Below are 17,436 nucleotides of genomic sequence, written 5' to 3'. Positions count from 1 at the left end.
ACTAAATATTATGCTAATTCATCGCTGAAATCAGCATTTGCAAGACGTCTTAACTGACGATATCTTCTTTGCGAATCTGCTTTATTTTGACTAAATAATTCAGCTGCATGTTCTGGATTTAGCTTTTTAAGCGAATTATAGCGAACTTCATTTAGTAAAAACTCTTCATATCTATCCCACTCTGGTTCTTTAGACGTGATCTTAAGAGGATTTTTTCCTTCTTTTACTAAACGCGGATCATAGATAAATGTAGGCCAATAACCGCATTTTGTAGCAAGTTCTGCTTGATCTCCAGATAAAGATAAGCCGCCTTTAATACCGTGAGCTATACAAGGGGAATACGCTATAACAAGGCTTGGCCCATTATAAGCTTCTGCCGCAGCTATAGCTTTTACTACATTTGCTTGACTTGCGTTTGAATTGATTTGTGCTACGAAAATATTTCCGTATGTCATAGCGATTTGTCCTAAATCTTTCTTTTGAACCGCTTTACCGCTAGATGTAAATTGTGCGACAGAACCACTACGGCTAGATTTTGAGCTTTGTCCTCCAGTGTTTGAATAAACTTCAGTATCAAGAACTAAAACATTGACATTCTCACCGCTTGCTAAAACATGATCAAGTCCGCCATATCCTATATCATAAGCCCAACCATCGCCGCCTATTATCCATTGAGATTTGCGAGATATATATTTTTTCAAGCTAAGAAGATCTTTTACTCCATCAACTTTTTTATTCGCTTCAAGAAGCGGCACTAACATATCTCTTATTTGAGCTGTTTTTGTGATATCTCCTTTAAACTCAATCCAATCTTTATAAAGAGCTGCAAGTGCATTTGGCACTTTATCCATGGTATCTCGCATAATATTTTCTATGCGGTGGCGTATAGTTTCAGTTGCTACTTCCATGCCCATACCGAACTCAGCATTATCTTCAAAAAGCGAATTTGCCCAAGCTACGCCATGACCGTTTTTATTTGACTTACGATAAGGCATAGATGGTGCAGAACCTCCGTAAATCGAGCTGCATCCAGTAGCGTTTGCTACCATCATATGCTCTCCGAATAATCTTGTGACCAAAGTTATATAAGGAGTCTCTCCACATCCAGGGCATGCACCGTGAAATTCAAACAACGGCTGAGCAAATGTAGCTCCTTTCACGCTGTCTTTACTCATCAAGTCATCTTTATATTTTACATTTTTAAATAGATAATCGGCATTTTCTTGCTCACCTTTATCCATCTCTTCACCAAGTGGAACCATAACAAGAGATTTCTCTTTGCTAGGGCAGTTTTGAGCACAAAGTTCGCAACCTGTACAATCAAGAGGACTTACTTGAATTTTATACTTGAACTCTTTTATCTCTTTCCCTTTTGCATCTAAAACATGAGATTTTACACCTTTAGGAGCAGCGCTTAGCTCTTTTTCATCTATAAGAAAAGGTCTAATAACTGCGTGAGGACACACAAAAGCGCATTGATTACACTGGATACAATTTTCCTCTATCCATTTTGGAACCATAACACCTACGCCGCGCTTTTCATATTCTGTCGTACCAGCTTCGAATCCACCGTCTTCATAACCCAAAAATACCGAAACAGGAAGATCGTCTCCGCGTGCTGCGTTCATAGGTTTTACTACTTTTTCTATAAAATCGTCACCTATATATTTATTTTCACTTATAACTTCATCTTTTAATTTTGCCCATTTTGGATCTACTTTAATTTCAACTAATTTATCAGCGCCTTGATCTATGGCTGCATAGTTCATCTCAACTATCTTATCGCCTTTTTTAGCATATGTTTTTTTAGCATACTCTTTCATATAGTTTTGAGCATCTTTAAAGTCGATAATATTTGCAAGTTTAAAAAACGCCGATTGCATAATTGTATTTGTACGATTACCAAGACCTATATCATAAGCCAATTTTGTAGCATTAAGTATATAGAAATTTGCTTTTTTCTGAGCTAATAAACGTTTTACTTTATTTGGAATTCTTTTTACTGTTTCATCGGCATCCCAGATTGAGTTAAGTAAAAACGTTCCTCCATCTCTTAATCCATCTACAACATCATAAATATCAAGATATGCAGCAACGGAGCACGCTACAAAATGAGGATTTGATACTAGATAAGTTGAGCGGATAGGTTTTTTACCGAATCTTAAGTGACTTCTTGTATAGCCGCCTGATTTTTTACTATCATATGCAAAGTAAGCTTGTGCATAAAGATCGGTTTTATCGCCTATAATTTTGATTGAGTTTTTATTTGCTCCGACAGTTCCATCTGCGCCAAGTCCATAAAATAAGCACTCTATACAGTCATCGTCGCTAAGTGATATTTTATCTCCAACTTCTAAAGATAAATTTGTTACATCATCATTTATACCTACTGTGAAGTTGTTTTTTGGCTCATCTTGTTTTAAATTTTCAAATACTGCCACCATCTGAGCAGGATCTACGTCTTTTGAGCTAAGTCCATATCTACCTCCGACTATAGTTGGGGATTTTTTACTTCCATAATACGCTGCTTTTATATCAAGATATAGCGGCTCTCCAAGACTTCCTGGCTCTTTTGTTCTATCTAAAACAGCTATTTTTTTAACAGATTTTGGAATCACATCAAAGAAATATTTCAAACTAAAAGGTCTATATAGATGTACTTTTACTATACCTACTTTCTCGCCTTTGCTTCTTAAATAATCAACAACTTCTTCTAAAGTTTGCGTAACCGAACCCATAGCTATAACAACACGATCAGGCTTTTTATCTCCATAATATACAAATGGTTTATACTCTCGTTTTGTCTCTTTTGAAATTTCATCCATATAGTGAGCTACCACATCTGGAAGATCATCATAAAATTTATTTACCAACTCTCTTGTCTGAAAGTATATATCATCATTTTGAGCAGTTCCTCTTGTTTTTGGACTCTCTGGATTCATACTTTCGTCGCGAAATTTTTGAATAGCTTCTTTATCTACTAACTTATCAAAAACAGAGTAATCAATAACTTCAACTTTCTGAATTTCATGGCTTGTTCTAAATCCATCAAAGAAATGTAAAAACGGTACGCGACCTTTAATAGCAGCCAAGTGGGCAACTCCTGCTAGATCCATCACCTCTTGAACCGAACCTGTTGCAAGCATGGCAAAACCTGTTTGTCTACAGGCATAAACATCTTGATGATCGCCAAATATAGAAAGAGCCTGAGCAGCTATAGAACGTGCAGCCACATGAATAACGCCCGGAAGCATCTGTCCTGCTATTTTATACATATTTGGAATTTTTAATAATAAACCTTGAGCAGCAGTATAAGTAGTAGTAAGGGCACCGACTTGCAAGCTTCCATGCACAGTTCCAGCAGCTCCTGCTTCACTTTGCATCTCCACAACTTTAACAGGCATACCAAAAATATTTTTTTTACCTTGAGAAGCCCAAATATCAGTATAATCAGCCATAGGGGAACTAGGCGTTATAGGATAAATACCTGCTACTTCAGTGAAAGCATAAGCCGCGTATGCAGCAGCCTCATTACCGTCCATTGTCTTCATAACTTTATCCATTAGGTTACCTTCCTTTCAATCGTGTAACTTGATTTTATAATTCTACATATATATAACTTAAAGTTTGGCTCCTATTACAATTTAAATTGCTTTTTAAATTTAATTCTTACTTATTTATCGTTAGAGTTATTGTAATTATATATAAAAATACTGAAATAAAAATTAATATAAAAATGGCTTTAAATAATATTATAAATTTGAAATGATATTTACGCGCTCGACCACTTCTTTTGGATTTTTTTCTACCCAATCACAAATTTTAAATAAATTATCGATCTTCTCGTATCCGCAGCTAACTCCTATACTAATTATATTTGCGCCTTTAGCTGCCATAGCGTCCATAGAAGTATCTCCTATCATATAAGCATTTTGATTTGATTTATTTAAATTTGAAAGAGCTTTTAATATAGGTTCTGGATGAGGTTTTGGATTTATAACATCATCTTTGCCTACTACTGTTTGAAAGTATTTTCCTATACCAAGATGCTCTAATAAACAAATAGAGTATTTTGAAGTTTTAGTAGTTACAACGCCGATATCAGCTATATTGCTAGCTAATTCTACGGCTTCTTTAGCACCGTCTAAAAGCTTTGTTTGCTCTAAATACGTTTTTCTATATGCTTCTTTATAGGTATCTGCAAAATTCAAAACAAGGCTATTTGGAACTCCGAGAGAGCAAAACATATAATCAAGAGGATGACCAATTAAAGAGCAAATTTGCTCATCATTTGGCTGAGCAAATCCAAATTTAGAAAACGCAGAGTGGAATCCATTTAAAATAGAACTTGTAGAGTCTATCAAAGTACCGTCTAAATCAAACAATATAGTGGTTTTTGGCAAATTATATCCTATTGTTTTTCATAAACGTGATGCGTAACAACCTGAGGAAAAGGTATAGAAATGCCATTTTCATCAAATGCAAGCTTAACTTCTTCTAACATCTGATGATAAACGCTCCAGTAATTCTCATTGTTTGTCCAAAACTTTGCAGTTAAATTTACACTATTATCGCCTAAACTAAGTACGCCGACAAATGGTGCCGGATCTTTTAAAATAGTATCTTTCTTTTCTGCTATATCTAAAATAATATCTCTTGCCAACTTTAAATCGTCTTTATAATCTATCCCAAAAACAAGATCAACTCTCCTAGTAGGACTCAAAGAATAATTTATAATGCGCGAAGATATAACTTGCGAGTTTGGGATAATTATTATTTTATTATCTCCGGTTCTAAGGCATGTGCTAAATAAATTTAGATCACTAGCAACTCCAACCGAACCGCCTATTTCGATGTTGTCGCCTAATTTGAACGGCTTAAAAAAGATAATAAGAACTCCTGCTCCTACATTTCCAAATGTATCTTTAAACGCCATACCTATAGCCAAACCCACAGCACCCAAAACAGCCACAAAAGACGTAGTTTCTATGCCTAAATTTGAAAGAGCCGCTAAGATAACAAATATAAACAACATAGTTCTAGCACTATTTATTACAAAATTACCAAGCATAGGGTCTATTTTTGTTCGTCTGATTATTTTTTCAAGAACAATGGCAAGTTTGGATATGATCCACTTGCCGATAAAAAAGATAAGAATGGATACTATAAATTTAATAGCGTACTTACTACTAAGTGCAAGTACGCTCATATAGTCAATGTTTTGTATAAAATCCATAGAAACTATTTATTTCTAAATTTAGCTTCAACGCGGCGATTTTCAGCACGTCCTTCTTTTGTAGCGTTTGACGCTATAGGTTGTTCTTCGCCAAATCCAACTGTTGTAATTTTATTTTTACTAACACCCATTTTTTCTAAAGTTGCCGCTACTGCATCTGCTCTTTTGACAGATAGTTTTTTATTATAATCTTCAGGTCCAGTGCTATCTGTGTGACCTTCTAAAATCACTCTATATTCTGGATTTGCTACCATAACATCTGCAACTTCTTTAATTTTTGCTTCATATTCAGGAGTAACTTTTGCACTATCGAATGCAAAATTTGCTTTTAAACTTAAACGGATCACTTTCTCACATCCATATTCATCTACAACAACTCCTTTTGGAGTTCCAGGACATCTATCTACGTTATCTAAAACGCCATCGCCGTCTTCATCACCTATGGCAGGAACTATTTTAGTAGGCGCTGGAGCTGGTTGCTCTTCTACCAAAACAGGAGCCGGAGCTGCCGATCTAGACTCGCCAAATCCAACTGCAAAACCTAAAGTGTATAAAAACGTATTTGATCCATTATTCCAATCAAGTGCATCTCTGGCCTCTGCTTTTAAAGCAAAATTATCTGTAATTTTGTATTTTAGGCCCAAACCAGCTTGAGCAAATCCACCATCTTCTACATCATTGGCTTCTCTAGTAAAATCTTGATAACCAACACCAATTAGTCCATAAACAGAGATAGTATCGGTAATAGCAAAATCTTTTACTAAATTTAAATAATATCTTGTAACATCAGTTTCAAAGCCTACGGGCACACCATTTTTATGCTCAAAACTAACATTTTTTGCATAATCAAAACCAAGCTCAATTTGACTTAGTAAAAACTCATCAAGGTTTCTTGCGATTCTAAGACCTACAAAATTTTGATCGTCTATGCCCTGAGTACCTTCTGGATGAGCATACCCAACAACTGGAGTAAATTCATAGTTATAAGCGTTGGCACCAAAAAGAGCTGACGCGACACATATAGCTAAAGCAATCTTTTTCATTTTCATTTCCTTCTTAAAATTTTTTTGATATTTTAGCACGAATTTCATAAAAAATAGATTTTATTTTTAAAAATTTAAAAAATTATTTGAAATATAAGCGGGAGTAGAGCCGCCAGACAAGCGACTCTATAAATTATTACAAAAAGGAGGTTTTATCTGTTGGACAAAAGAATTATACTTAGTTCTTTTTAACTTAATTATAATTTATTATAAACTATTGCTAAATATATGAATAAATTTGAAAAGATGGTTTGGAAGCCAAAAAAGCTTCCAAATTTGAGAATATTGCGAAATAAAAATTATCTTTTTGAGAATTGTGGACTACGTCTTGCTTTTCTACGTCCGCATTTTTTACGCTCAACAACACGACTATCTCTAGTAAGAAGACCTTGTGGTTTAAGTGCGGCTCTAAAATCAGCATCAATAGCAGCTAAAGCTCTTGAAATTCCGTGTCTTAAAGCTTCTGCTTGAGCAGAGTAACCTCCGCCAATAGTTGTAGCAGTAATATCTATAGACGTCTCTTGTTTAGTAACAAGAAGAGGTTGAACAACTTTTAGCTTAATAGCTTCGTGTCCGCCAAGCCAAGTATTTAGATCCATACCATTTATTATGATTTTGCCACTACCTGGTTTTACCCAAACTTTAGCAACTGCTGTTTTTCTTTTACCTGTTGCGTATGTTGTTGCCATTGTTATTTTCCTTCTTTAGCTATTTGTGCAGTATGTGGGTGTTCATTGCCCGCATAAACTTTAAGTTTTTTAAGCATTTCTTTTCCGAGTTTTGTCTTTGGAAGCATACCGCGAACCGCTAATTTATAAAGTTTTTCTGGTTTATTTACTAATAAATCACCGAATTTTTCACTTTTAACACTGCCGAAATAGCCCGAATGTCTGTGATACAATTTAGCTTCAGCTTTGTTTGCACCCGTGAACTCGGCTTTACTTGCATTGATGATAATCACATAATCACCGCAATCAACGTTTGGCGTAAATCCCGGTTTATGTTTGCCACGGAGGTAAGTTGCAGCTTCTGTTAGTAATCTACCAAATCTCTTTCCAGCAGCATCAAGAACGATCCAATCGCGTTTAACTTCGCTTGGCTTAGTTATATTTGTCATAATCTTGCCTTTTATTCTTTAATTAGAGTTGGAATTATATCAAGATTTACTTAAATTTTACTGAATTTAAGAATAATTTTAGATTAAATCTACATTTAAAAACTCTACTTTATCGTTTAGAAGATAAATAATTTTCCCGACAACTCTTTTTTGAGGATAAATTTGAGATAAGATGCTCATATATTCTCTAACTTGATCTTCATTTTGAGTTATGAATTTCTTTGAACTTTTATAGTCCATTACTACTATTTCATCATCTCCTATGCAAAGCAGATCAAGTCTTTTGATAACTTGGTTAAATGCGATATCTTGCTCTTTTAAAATATTTTTATCTTTTATTATATTTTTAAACTCAACGCTATTTATCAAATTTAGAACCCTATTTATAATATCTTCTATGCTATTTTTGGATAAAATGGCTCCAAATTGATTTATCAGAGCTGTTTTTGCGTTTTTTAAATTTTCTTCTTCAAAATCAAAAATCATTTCAAGACAGTAATGCAGCGCTTCTCCAAAGTATATAGATTCTAAATTCAGCTCATATTCATCATTTTGTTTATCGCTAACAGCTTGTTTTTTTATAGTTTCAAACTCTTCTAGGCGCTCAAGTCCTCCATAAAAACTCATACTTGTTTTACTAGGCTCGATCTTGCCGACGCTAAATGGCTTTAGATCAAGGTAACAAATTTGCTCTTTGGAGCTGGTAAATGCTTTAAAATATGACGGTTTTAAGCCGTTTGAATCCAACTTCGACATAACAATCAAACTATTTTTAGCTCTTGTTAACGCTACATAAAGTTTGTTGATATCCTCTTCATAATCAAGATCTTTGCACTTCTGTTTTAAATTTATAAACTCGCTATCTCCGAGATTTTGGAGTGCACTATCATTTAGCTTTATATCCCATTTTTGCTCTGAATTATTGTATTCGGTTATAAATACGTCTATGTTTGAGCCGGCTCTACTAAGTCTATCGGCTACTATAACGTGATCGAACTCAAGCCCTTTACTCTTATGCACAGTAAGCAAAGTAATACCGCAATGGCTAGTGTCGGCACTTGGAGTTTGATCGTTTTGTATATTAAATATAAAATCAAATATATCCGCATATCCCAAGCTAATCTCATAAAGTTTAAGTAAATTCTTATCAAAACACTCTAAATTCAGATAACTTGCTACAAATTTAAGCGTACTAGCAAGCTCTGCTGTGGCATTTAAGCTCAGCTTGGATTTTTTCTCCCCTATAAACTCGTGAACACTATAAATATATATCTCATCACCGAATAAACAGTATTTAATAAAATCCAAAACGACTCTAACATTAGCTGAGTTTATAAGTAAATTTGAGCCTCCAGTAGCCACCGGTACGCCGGACTTTTCTAACTTATCTTTGATATTTATGATATCGCTATTTTTCCAGCAAAGTATAGCTATATCGTCATATCTAACACCGTTTTTGACAAAAAATTCTATCTTTTGAAAAAGAGTATCATAAAACTCATCGCTAACAAACTCACAAACTTCGACGTAACCTTCATTTTCTAAGCACGATAATTGAGTTTTATAATCTTTTATTTTATTACTAAATGTTTGATTTACAAAATTTACTATATTTTTAGCGCTTCTATAGTTACTCTCAAGACTTAAAGTCTCTATTTGTTTATAGCTGTTTCTTAGTCTAGAAAATAGCTCTTTCCTGCCTCCTCTAAACCTATAAATACTCTGTTTAATATCTCCGACATAAAAAAAGCTTCCTATATCATTTTGCCCACTTCCGCTAAGAGTCTCTTCAATAAGGGGTAAAAGTATATCATACTGAATTATATTTGTATCTTGGAATTCATCTATAAGTATATGTTTTATTCTATCATCAAGTCTAAAATATAGCATATCACTATCTATATTGCCTAATAACTCGTAAACCAGCCTTGTAACATCTATAAAATCAAGCGCATTTTCTTTTTTTATCGCTTCAAATCTACTATATTTATATAGATAAATAAACTTCAAAAGCTCATTGATTTTAAACTGCTCATACTCCAAATAATATTTTTTTAAATTTGAAATAAGCTCATCCCTAATCATCATAAATTTTGCATTTAAAGCGGCTTTTTCAAAATATTTTTTTGAATCAAACTCTTTAATAAGCGGTTTACCGGCGATCTGAGAAACGGTGTTAGCTTCAAAATTTTTCAAGAAATTTTTATCCGATGAAATCTCTAAAGCTAAATTTTTTAACTCACTAAATTTAGCAAAAACATAAGATTCATCAGGAATCTTTGAATTCTCACCAAAACTAGGCAAACTAATGTTTTCATACAGAAGCTCTAGCGTTTCGAATACTCTATTTTTATTGCTATTTGTCTCTTTTATGTAAAATGCAAAGCTTTCTAAAAGATGATTTTGTTTTAAATTTTTTATAAATTCAGACCTTGTTAAACCATTTAAACTAGTTCCCGCTTTGAAATCTGGCATGATACCGAGATTTAAACTAAACTGCCGTAAAATCATCGTAAAAAACGAATCAAACGTAGAAATTTTAAGTTCATTTTTTAAAAAATTGCCCATATATTTATCTCTTAAACTCAAAATATCTACAGCACTAAGCTCTAAAATCTTTTCAAGTTCGTTTAATTCGTTTTTTTTACTACTTTCGTGCAAATTGCAAAAAGCATCTATAATACGACTTTTCATCTCATTTGCCGCTTTTTTTGTAAATGTTAGAGCAAGAATTTTTGCTATATCGTTGCCTTGCAAAATAAGAGCTATAAATCTAACGGACAAAGCAAATGTTTTTCCACTTCCTGCGCTAGCCTCTAAAGCCAAATAACGCGAAAAACTCATTTTAGTTCCTTTTTGCAAAAAACAAAATACGCACAGTATTGGCACGCTTTTTCATTTCTATCAAAACAAACTTCATTTTTGAACTCATCTTTAAGACCGTTTATACACTGTGCTAGCTCATCCGTATTAGTATCATTTGGTATAAATTTATACTCATTTTTTATATCATAGTAAAATGATATACTATTGTGTCCGAATAAAGCTTCATAAAATGATAGTTGAAAAGATTTTTTAGGCACTGTTCCGCTTTTATAATCTATAAGCATAAAAGTATCTGCACTTTTATCTATTCTGTCTATTTTACCGGTGATCTTAACACCGCAAAACTCGTTTTTAAGCTCTTTCTCACACTCAAAAACGCTAAATCCGGAGTTAAAATGAGTATTTTGACTCTCTTCAAATTTCGCTAATCCGGCTTTGAAAATTTCACTATCTAGCGTATCTATTGTATTTTCATACTTTTTAAATAACTCTAAAAACTCTTTTTTCACGAATTTAGTTTTAAATTTAGAAAAATATTCTTGCAAAGCAGAGTGAATTGTACTTCCTAAATGACTTGAAATATCTTTATCAAATCCACGATATTCCTTAATGCCCAAAATATAACGGTAATAATACTTTCTTTTACAAGCAAGATAAGTATTAAGGCGGCTAAATGATAACTCCGTAGCGAAAAAATCATGTCTTAAATAGATATCTTTTTTTTCTAAACTAAGCTTTATTCCGCCTGATTTAAGTGAGTTTAGATACGCATTTTGAGTATATTTTTCATCGATTCTAAAAGAAAAATCCCTAGCAAAACGCGACAATATAGACTCTTCGTCGCTAAGATATGATATGCTTACTTTTTTTGCACGATTTATGAGGCTTTCATAATAAAATCTCTGTAAATTTTCTCTATCTTGATGGCTGATGAGTCCCGCTTTTTTTCTCACAGATGAGCTTAAAAACATCTCCTTTTGGCTACGTTTTGGAACAATATCATCATTAAAATCTATAATAATTACCCCATCATAATTTCCGCTTCTACTTTCTAAAACACCCATTACAGTGACTTCTGCGCCACCTACAATACTTAATTTTGCTTCTTTTAAATTCATCAAAAATATCTCAAATAAATTTCCAAATCTAAGAGATGTATTTTGTAAAAGCACGCCTATTAAAAACGCTTCATTTAACAAAATAGTTTTTACTTCAATACTCAATGTAAATTTAGAAATAATACTAGAAATAGCGGAATTAAACCTATCAAAATCACAACTTTGATTATATATTTTATTCAAATTTGAATAAAGATCCGTATCAAATTTAAAATAATTTAAAGCCGAAATCAAGCTATCAAGACTACTATTTTTTGATAGATAACTTTCATCGTATTCATAAACTAAATCTTGATCCAAGGCAGATTTTAGCGTATTTAAAAGAACAAATACCGGCTCAGTCGTAAAACTTTTTCCCATAGCGTAATTTAGCATATTACGCTCATCTGCATTTTTTAAAATCTCATAAAAACTCTCATCTGGTAAAACCACGGCTATCTTTTTTGGATCTATTCCGCAGCGTACAAAATTAGAAATCTCGTCAAAAACATAAGCACACTGCAAACTTCTTATAGAAAAACTTTTTAGCTTTATGTCTGTATTTTTTTCTATTTTCACCTTAGAAATAACTGTTTTTCGGCTCAAATTTAAAACATAATCAAAGCCGATCTCAAAACTAGTTTCACAAATTTCGCTTATGCTTTCGATAGTTTTTTGATTAAATTTACTTGAACTAAACTCTATAATAACACTTACGTATTTTGAAATCTCGCAAAGTATATACCAGTCTAATTTTGAAAATATACCGTCTAGTTTTATTTTGATCTCATCGTAATTCTTTATAAAATCATAATTTATTTGATACTCGTCAGGAAGAGAGATATCATCGTAAAATCCGGCTTCTTTAAGCATAATAAGATAAAGTTTTAAAAGCTCCTCAAGTATGCTTAGATGCTCATCATAATTCGCATACGTATCGCTCCTAACAAGATCTTTTATGCTCACAAATTCCCTTTTTAACTCTTTAAAAAAGGAAAATAAATAATCGCTATTTTTTAAAAATGCAAAAAACTGCGATCCTACATTTATCACGCTGGAGATATTTTGTACGCTTTTTGCAGCCTTTTGCATTATTAAAAGTCTATCTATTTGACTAGCTTTTTTTAAATTTGGAACTATAACAATTTGTTGTTCAAACCGAGCGATAGTTATAGCTTTGGAGACTAAAGAGTTTGAGCGTGAATTTATAATGTAAAACTCACGAACATTTCTTGATGAGCTAAGGACGTTTAAAATCCTATTTGGCGTATAATTCAAATTTAAAAAATCCTACACTATCGTCATTCGCAGCTAGTTTCATCATAACTTGCCATCTGCCTGGCATAGTTAAATTTAGATCACTAATTCTAAATTTATTATCTTCTAACTTAAAATTTAAACTCTTATTAAATTGATTAGTATCTGGTCTAGAAAGCAGAAGTTCGGCTTTTAAATTTGTAGCATTTGTATCAAAAACTAGCTCAACATTTTTATTTTTATCTACTACCGGAACTATTTTGTTACGCCTTAGTTTTTGAGGTTCATTTTGATTTAGAAGTCCGTCTATATAAATAGTAGCATTTTGATTAAATTTAAAATCTTGATCAAATTTAGCCTGCTTGATCTGGATCTCGTTGTATCCGTTTTCTACATTTTGGTATTTATCAAAATAGAAATTATCCAAATGAACCGGATAATCCAGTGAATAATAGACAGTATAAATACAAGCACATACTATAGCAAATATAGATAGCAAAATCCCATATGGCCAAAAAGTTTTTCTATTTTGCATAAATTACCTTTTTATTTTTCTTATTGCAAATACGACTATGACAAGTATAATCGAACCATAAATTAAATATCTAAAGATATTAATAGTGTTTCTATTTGAGTTTCCAATGGAGCTTTTTAAAACTACACCTTTGGAGTCTGCTATCCTATCTGCTATATCGGCGTAGCCATTTAACATAGCTGCGTTGTATATATCTTTGCCTTTATTTGAAACTAGTATCGGAAGGATAGATCCACTTTCTGGATAAGGACTAAGAACAGCTTCTTTATCAAAAAGCGAATTGGCATCGTTTGAAGTGTAGATATCTACTTTGCCAGTTGTAGCTCCGGCTTCTTTAGGAACTAATACAAGAATAACATATGGAGGCTTTAAATTACTTTTAAAAGGCTTAATAGCTTCATCGATACTTGCAGCGTTCAAATTTGAAAAAGTAATCAAATCCAAAGTGACACCTGTTGTCTCTTTTAACTCTGCGCCCATCTCATTTAGTTTAGATTTTATAGGCTCGCTTAAAACTCCAGCATTATCTATGGTAGCAGCATTAAGACCAAAGCTACAAAGAGCGGCTAAAAAACCGCTCTTTAACAAAGTTATTAACTTCATCCTAAAAATAGGCTATTTGGAGTTAAAACCGACCAAGCAGTTATAGCCGCTGTGATTATAAGACCAACAACTATCAATGATTCTAATACATTTGACATTTTTACTCCTTTATAACCATTACTTCTGAGGCTTGCTTAGTACTGCTTTTCATCTGTACAGATGCAGGATCGACTAACTTATACGGTTTTTGCATAACATTTTGTTGTGATAAAATACCAAGATATGTTAAAACCACTAAAATAGTTAGCAAAAGCACAGTAGCGATCAGCATTCCAGATACTCCGCTTATTCCAAAAACGGATCTATTTGTATTTTCCATGCTACTCCCCTTTCGAAAGCGAAATTACATATTCGCCGACAGCTTTTTCTTGAGTCTCATTAAGTATTCCTGAGCCGGTGAATTTTGGCATATGTCCTATATTTCCTATTTTACCGCGATTAAGAACATCTACGACAAATGATCCCGAACCGTATTTAGTAAGATCTGGAGCTTGTCCGTCCATACCCTTACCATCATCTCCATGGCAAGCTGCACAAGTAGGCCATGCTTCTCGTCCGGCTGCTACTAAATTTTCATTATAAGTAGATTTTATAGCTGAAATCTCTTTAGCAACAAAAGCTGCTACAGCCTTAGCAGTAGGTTCATCTACCATACCGCCTGGCATCTCTCCTAGAGGATAGTCAAGCCCTTTTGAGCCATTTACGACAACATCATAAATAGCTTTTTCGCTTCCCCATATATTTAAATCTGCAGCTTTGCCGTTTATACCATCACCTGTGATACCATGACAGCTAGAACATTGCACTAAAAAAACTTGTTCTCCTATAGCTTTTAGCTCCTCAGCGCTAGCACCTTCAAATTTAGCTTGAAAACTCTTATTATAAGCTTTCACTTCTTCATTGTACTCCCCGATTTGAGAGTATGAATTTAAAGGATAACCTAATAAAAAATACCATATTGCCCAAACTATAGTAAGAACAAATACAATAGCCCAGCCAATCGGTAGTGGATTTTTATATTCGCCTATTCCATCCCAATTATCTTCACTAAGCTCGCCGCCTTCTTTTTTTCTTTCATCAGCTTAAATAGCCTACCAACGACAATAAGTGTCAATAAAATGATAGCTATAGCGCCAAGAATAGAAAGCGAATTTACACTATCTTCAAGATTAAACCATTTCATTTTTCAACGCTCCTCTTAGCATTATTGTTATTAGTAGAAACATTTTCTAAGATATCATCACGTAACTCATCTTTAAGAGCTAAATTCGAATACTTTTCATAATCTCTTCTACCTGACTTTTCAGATTTTTTCAGATGAAACCAATAGCCATAAAGTAATACAACCATAGCGACCAATAAGACAAAATAGCCATATGCTTGAAGCTCTCTTATAGTTTCTACACTCATAACATAAACCTTATTTTAAGCTATTCAAGTATGCTATAAGTGCTACAATTTCGCGAATTTCGCCTCTTGCAAATGCATCTTTAACATCTTGATCTTTCATTTGTCCAACTATAGCCGCCGCTTCTTCTTTTACCATAGCTTGAGTTGCTTCCCAAGTGCCAAGTTTTGGCATATCTTCAGCATCATATGGTACGTTAAATACTTTTTTGATAGTAAATGCCTCAGCATAAGCAGTCTCTATATCAGCATTTTTATTAAACATATGTTTATATGCCGGCATAATAGATCCCGGCACTACGCTTGTTGGATCTTTCATATGGTTTTCATGCCAATCTGTACTTCTATAGTTACCTATACGCCATAGATCAGGACCTGTTCTTTTAGAACCCCAAAGAAACGGTCTATCATAAGCGTATTCGCCACTGATTGAGTACATTCCGTATCTATCTGTTTCTGATTTGAATGGTCTAATTAACTGTGAGTGACATGCGTTACAACTATCTTTTATATATATATGACGACCTGCTAATTGTAAAACGGTATAAGGTTTTCTACCTTCTACAGGTCTAGCACGATCAGCAAAATCTGGTAATATCTCTATAATACCAGCGTAAGCTATAAATATAAATACAAATACCGCAAAAAAGAATGGATTTTTTTCTAACCAACTAAACATTCATTCCTCCTTACGCAGCCATAGGTGAAGCACTAACTGGTTCACGCTCAACTGGTTTGCTTGATGAAATTGATTTGATTATGTTATAACTAAACATAAAGAAGCCTATTAAGTATAGCAATCCGCCTATAGCTCTTATCCAGTAATATGGGATTAGAACCGTAACGGTATCTATAAATGAATACGCAAGATTACCGTACTCATCAGTAGCTCTCCACATCATGCCTTGAGTGATACCTGCGATCCACATTGAAGCAAAATATAGAACTATACCTGTTGTTTGAATCCAAAATTGTGCTTCCATTAAAGATTTGCTATAAAGCTCTCTTTTAAACACACGCGGAGTCATATGATAAAGTGCCGCCATAGTCATAAATCCGACCCAACCAAGAGTTCCATCATGGACGTGTCCAGGTATCCAGTCAGTAAAGTGAGCTAGAGCATTTACAGATTTTATAGAAAGTATAGGTCCTTCAAGAGTAGAGAACATATAGAATGTACTCGCTAGAACCATAAATTTAATTAGAGGATTCTCTCTTAATTGTCCCCACTCGCCCTTCATAGTAAGAAGCATATTTATAGCAGAACCCCAACTAGGAAGTATCAAAACTACTGAGAATATCGATCCCATAGTTTGCATCCAATCTGGAACTGTAGAATAAATAAGGTGGTGACCGCCGGCCCAAAGATAAACAAACATTAAACCCCAAAATGAAAATAATGAAAGCTTATAACTGAATATCGGCTGTCCACTCTCTTTTGGTAAAAAGTAATAAATTTGAGCTATTATAGCTACGGTAAATACGAACGCAACGGCGTTGTGTCCCCACCACCATTGTACTAAAGCATCGTTACTTCCTGCATACATAGATACCGAATGAAGCCAACTACCCATGCCAGAAACTAGACGAGTAGGAACCTCCATGTTATTAAATAGATAAAGCATAGCAACACCTAAAAAGGTAGCTATATAATACCAAAGAGAGATGTAAAGAGTTTTTTCACGACGAATTCCGATAAGTCCAAATATCGAAACCCCCCATAATACCCACACTATAACAACTAGTATATCTATAGGCCATTCTAGCTCGGCATACTCTTTTGAAGTAGATAATCCGGCAAATAGACTAACTACTGCTAAAGCGATTACTATAACATATAACCAAAAATGCAATTTTCCTATAAACATTAGGAATTTCGACTCGTTCATTGAGACTTTTAGCACTCTTTGACCGATATAATACCAGGTAGCAAATATACCTGACAACATGAATCCATAGACCACGCCATTTGTATGAAGCGGTCTTAAACGGCTAAATGTTCCGTATTCACCAGCTAGGTAGTTTAGATCTGGGTATGCCATTTGAAAAGCTATCAAAGTTCCTATACCCATACCTACTATACCAAATATAATAGTGGTAAACATGAAGTACTTAGCGACTGTATAGTCATAATTTAATGCATTACTTGGCTGCATCAAAAAGTTCCTCCTGTCATTTTTTTATGTTATCCTGAAAAAAACATAACTTTGCAATTATAAGGTAAATAAAATATAAATTTTCTTAAAAAGATTAATTTTGTATAAATTATAACTCTATAATTACCCTTAAAAGCGCACTTTTACCTTATAAATTTT

15 protein-coding genes and 1 pseudogene are annotated in these 17,436 nt (G+C 33.6%); all 16 read right to left on the bottom strand.

Features of this window, described 5'->3' with window-relative positions; translation table 11 throughout:
* Window positions 1-8: 8 nt before the first annotated feature.
* The 16 genes and pseudogenes from nifJ to ccoN all read right to left on the bottom strand — a co-directional run bounded on the left by nifJ (window position 9) and on the right by ccoN (window position 17,277).
* Entirely contained in the window at window positions 9-3,563 is a 3,555-nt protein-coding gene (gene nifJ, locus DQN38_RS01970) for a pyruvate:ferredoxin (flavodoxin) oxidoreductase (protein ID WP_011731797.1), read from the bottom strand.
* Window positions 3,564-3,752: 189 nt separating this feature from the next.
* Window positions 3,753-4,403 carry an HAD family hydrolase gene (locus DQN38_RS01965; protein WP_065844129.1) on the bottom strand — a complete coding sequence of 217 codons (651 nt, stop codon included), beginning with the start codon at window positions 4,401-4,403 and terminating at the stop codon, window positions 3,753-3,755.
* A gap of 8 nt (window positions 4,404-4,411) precedes the next feature.
* Entirely contained in the window at window positions 4,412-5,236 is an 825-nt protein-coding gene (locus DQN38_RS01960; RefSeq protein WP_038452872.1) for a mechanosensitive ion channel family protein, read from the bottom strand.
* A 5-nt stretch (window positions 5,237-5,241) separates the two neighbouring features.
* Entirely contained in the window at window positions 5,242-6,279 is a 1,038-nt protein-coding gene (locus DQN38_RS01955; RefSeq protein ID WP_011731796.1) for an OmpA family protein, read from the bottom strand.
* A gap of 299 nt (window positions 6,280-6,578) precedes the next feature.
* Window positions 6,579-6,968 carry a 30S ribosomal protein S9 gene (gene rpsI, locus DQN38_RS01950; protein WP_002848569.1) on the bottom strand — a complete coding sequence of 130 codons (390 nt, stop codon included), beginning with the start codon at window positions 6,966-6,968 and terminating at the stop codon, window positions 6,579-6,581.
* Between the two features lie 2 nt (window positions 6,969-6,970).
* Window positions 6,971-7,396 carry a 50S ribosomal protein L13 gene (gene rplM, locus DQN38_RS01945; protein ID WP_002848567.1) on the bottom strand — a complete coding sequence of 142 codons (426 nt, stop codon included), beginning with the start codon at window positions 7,394-7,396 and terminating at the stop codon, window positions 6,971-6,973.
* Window positions 7,397-7,474: 78 nt separating this feature from the next.
* The gene (locus tag DQN38_RS01940) at window positions 7,475-10,240 is read right to left on the bottom strand and encodes a RecB-like helicase (protein ID WP_065844107.1); all 2,766 of its coding nucleotides are present in this window, start codon (window positions 10,238-10,240) and stop codon (window positions 7,475-7,477) included.
* On the bottom strand, window positions 10,237-12,597 hold the full coding sequence (locus DQN38_RS01935; RefSeq protein ID WP_065844106.1) for a PD-(D/E)XK nuclease family protein: 2,361 nt from the start codon (window positions 12,595-12,597) through the stop codon (window positions 10,237-10,239). The genes DQN38_RS01940 and DQN38_RS01935 overlap by 4 nt, the downstream gene beginning before the upstream one ends.
* Entirely contained in the window at window positions 12,578-13,111 is a 534-nt protein-coding gene (locus DQN38_RS01930; RefSeq protein ID WP_038452866.1) for a FixH family protein, read from the bottom strand. The genes DQN38_RS01935 and DQN38_RS01930 overlap by 20 nt, the downstream gene beginning before the upstream one ends.
* A 3-nt stretch (window positions 13,112-13,114) precedes the next feature.
* Window positions 13,115-13,714, bottom strand: a complete 600-nt coding sequence (locus DQN38_RS09190) for a hypothetical protein (RefSeq protein ID WP_029662426.1) — start codon at window positions 13,712-13,714, stop codon at window positions 13,115-13,117.
* Complete coding sequence (locus tag DQN38_RS09035) at window positions 13,711-13,812, bottom strand: hypothetical protein (RefSeq protein ID WP_002848561.1); 102 nt, start codon at window positions 13,810-13,812, stop codon at window positions 13,711-13,713. Before DQN38_RS09035 ends, DQN38_RS09190 begins: the two co-directional genes overlap by 4 nt.
* Window positions 13,813-13,814: 2 nt before the next feature.
* Complete coding sequence (locus DQN38_RS01920; protein WP_002848559.1) at window positions 13,815-14,033, bottom strand: DUF4006 family protein; 219 nt, start codon at window positions 14,031-14,033, stop codon at window positions 13,815-13,817.
* A gap of 1 nt (window position 14,034) precedes the next feature.
* A pseudogene (locus DQN38_RS01915) lies at window positions 14,035-14,897 on the bottom strand (cbb3-type cytochrome c oxidase N-terminal domain-containing protein).
* Window positions 14,894-15,124 carry a cytochrome c oxidase, cbb3-type, CcoQ subunit gene (locus DQN38_RS01910; RefSeq protein WP_002848554.1) on the bottom strand — a complete coding sequence of 77 codons (231 nt, stop codon included), beginning with the start codon at window positions 15,122-15,124 and terminating at the stop codon, window positions 14,894-14,896. Before DQN38_RS01910 ends, DQN38_RS01915 begins: the two are co-directional and overlap by 4 nt.
* A 10-nt stretch (window positions 15,125-15,134) precedes the next feature.
* Entirely contained in the window at window positions 15,135-15,800 is a 666-nt protein-coding gene (gene ccoO / locus DQN38_RS01905) for a cytochrome-c oxidase, cbb3-type subunit II (protein WP_002848552.1), read from the bottom strand.
* 10 nt (window positions 15,801-15,810) lie between these two features.
* Window positions 15,811-17,277: a cytochrome-c oxidase, cbb3-type subunit I gene (gene ccoN / locus DQN38_RS01900; protein WP_002848550.1), complete on the bottom strand. Its 1,467-nt coding sequence runs from the start codon at window positions 17,275-17,277 to the stop codon at window positions 15,811-15,813.
* Window positions 17,278-17,436 lie beyond the last annotated feature (159 nt).

It is taken from the genome of Campylobacter fetus subsp. fetus, from assembly GCF_900475935.1.
Lineage (GTDB): Bacteria > Campylobacterota > Campylobacteria > Campylobacterales > Campylobacteraceae > Campylobacter > Campylobacter fetus.
The sequence above is the reverse complement of the archived record's forward strand: the minus strand, read 5'-3'. Positions and strand labels throughout refer to the sequence as shown.

Coding starts and splice junctions, on each gene's coding strand:
- nifJ (WP_011731797.1), bottom strand. CDS start 3,563: ATGGATAAAGTTATGAAGACAATGGACGGTAATGAGGCTGCTGCATAC.
- DQN38_RS01960 (WP_038452872.1), bottom strand. CDS start 5,236: ATGGATTTTATACAAAACATTGACTATATGAGCGTACTTGCACTTAGT.
- DQN38_RS01955 (WP_011731796.1), bottom strand. CDS start 6,279: ATGAAAAAGATTGCTTTAGCTATATGTGTCGCGTCAGCTCTTTTTGGT.
- rpsI (WP_002848569.1), bottom strand. CDS start 6,968: ATGGCAACAACATACGCAACAGGTAAAAGAAAAACAGCAGTTGCTAAA.
- rplM (WP_002848567.1), bottom strand. CDS start 7,396: ATGACAAATATAACTAAGCCAAGCGAAGTTAAACGCGATTGGATCGTT.
- DQN38_RS01940 (WP_065844107.1), bottom strand. CDS start 10,240: ATGAGTTTTTCGCGTTATTTGGCTTTAGAGGCTAGCGCAGGAAGTGGA.
- DQN38_RS01930 (WP_038452866.1), bottom strand. CDS start 13,111: ATGCAAAATAGAAAAACTTTTTGGCCATATGGGATTTTGCTATCTATA.
- DQN38_RS09190 (WP_029662426.1), bottom strand. CDS start 13,714: ATGAAGTTAATAACTTTGTTAAAGAGCGGTTTTTTAGCCGCTCTTTGT.
- DQN38_RS09035 (WP_002848561.1), bottom strand. CDS start 13,812: ATGTCAAATGTATTAGAATCATTGATAGTTGTTGGTCTTATAATCACA.
- DQN38_RS01920 (WP_002848559.1), bottom strand. CDS start 14,033: ATGGAAAATACAAATAGATCCGTTTTTGGAATAAGCGGAGTATCTGGA.
- DQN38_RS01910 (WP_002848554.1), bottom strand. CDS start 15,124: ATGAGTGTAGAAACTATAAGAGAGCTTCAAGCATATGGCTATTTTGTC.
- ccoO (WP_002848552.1), bottom strand. CDS start 15,800: ATGTTTAGTTGGTTAGAAAAAAATCCATTCTTTTTTGCGGTATTTGTA.
- ccoN (WP_002848550.1), bottom strand. CDS start 17,277: ATGCAGCCAAGTAATGCATTAAATTATGACTATACAGTCGCTAAGTAC.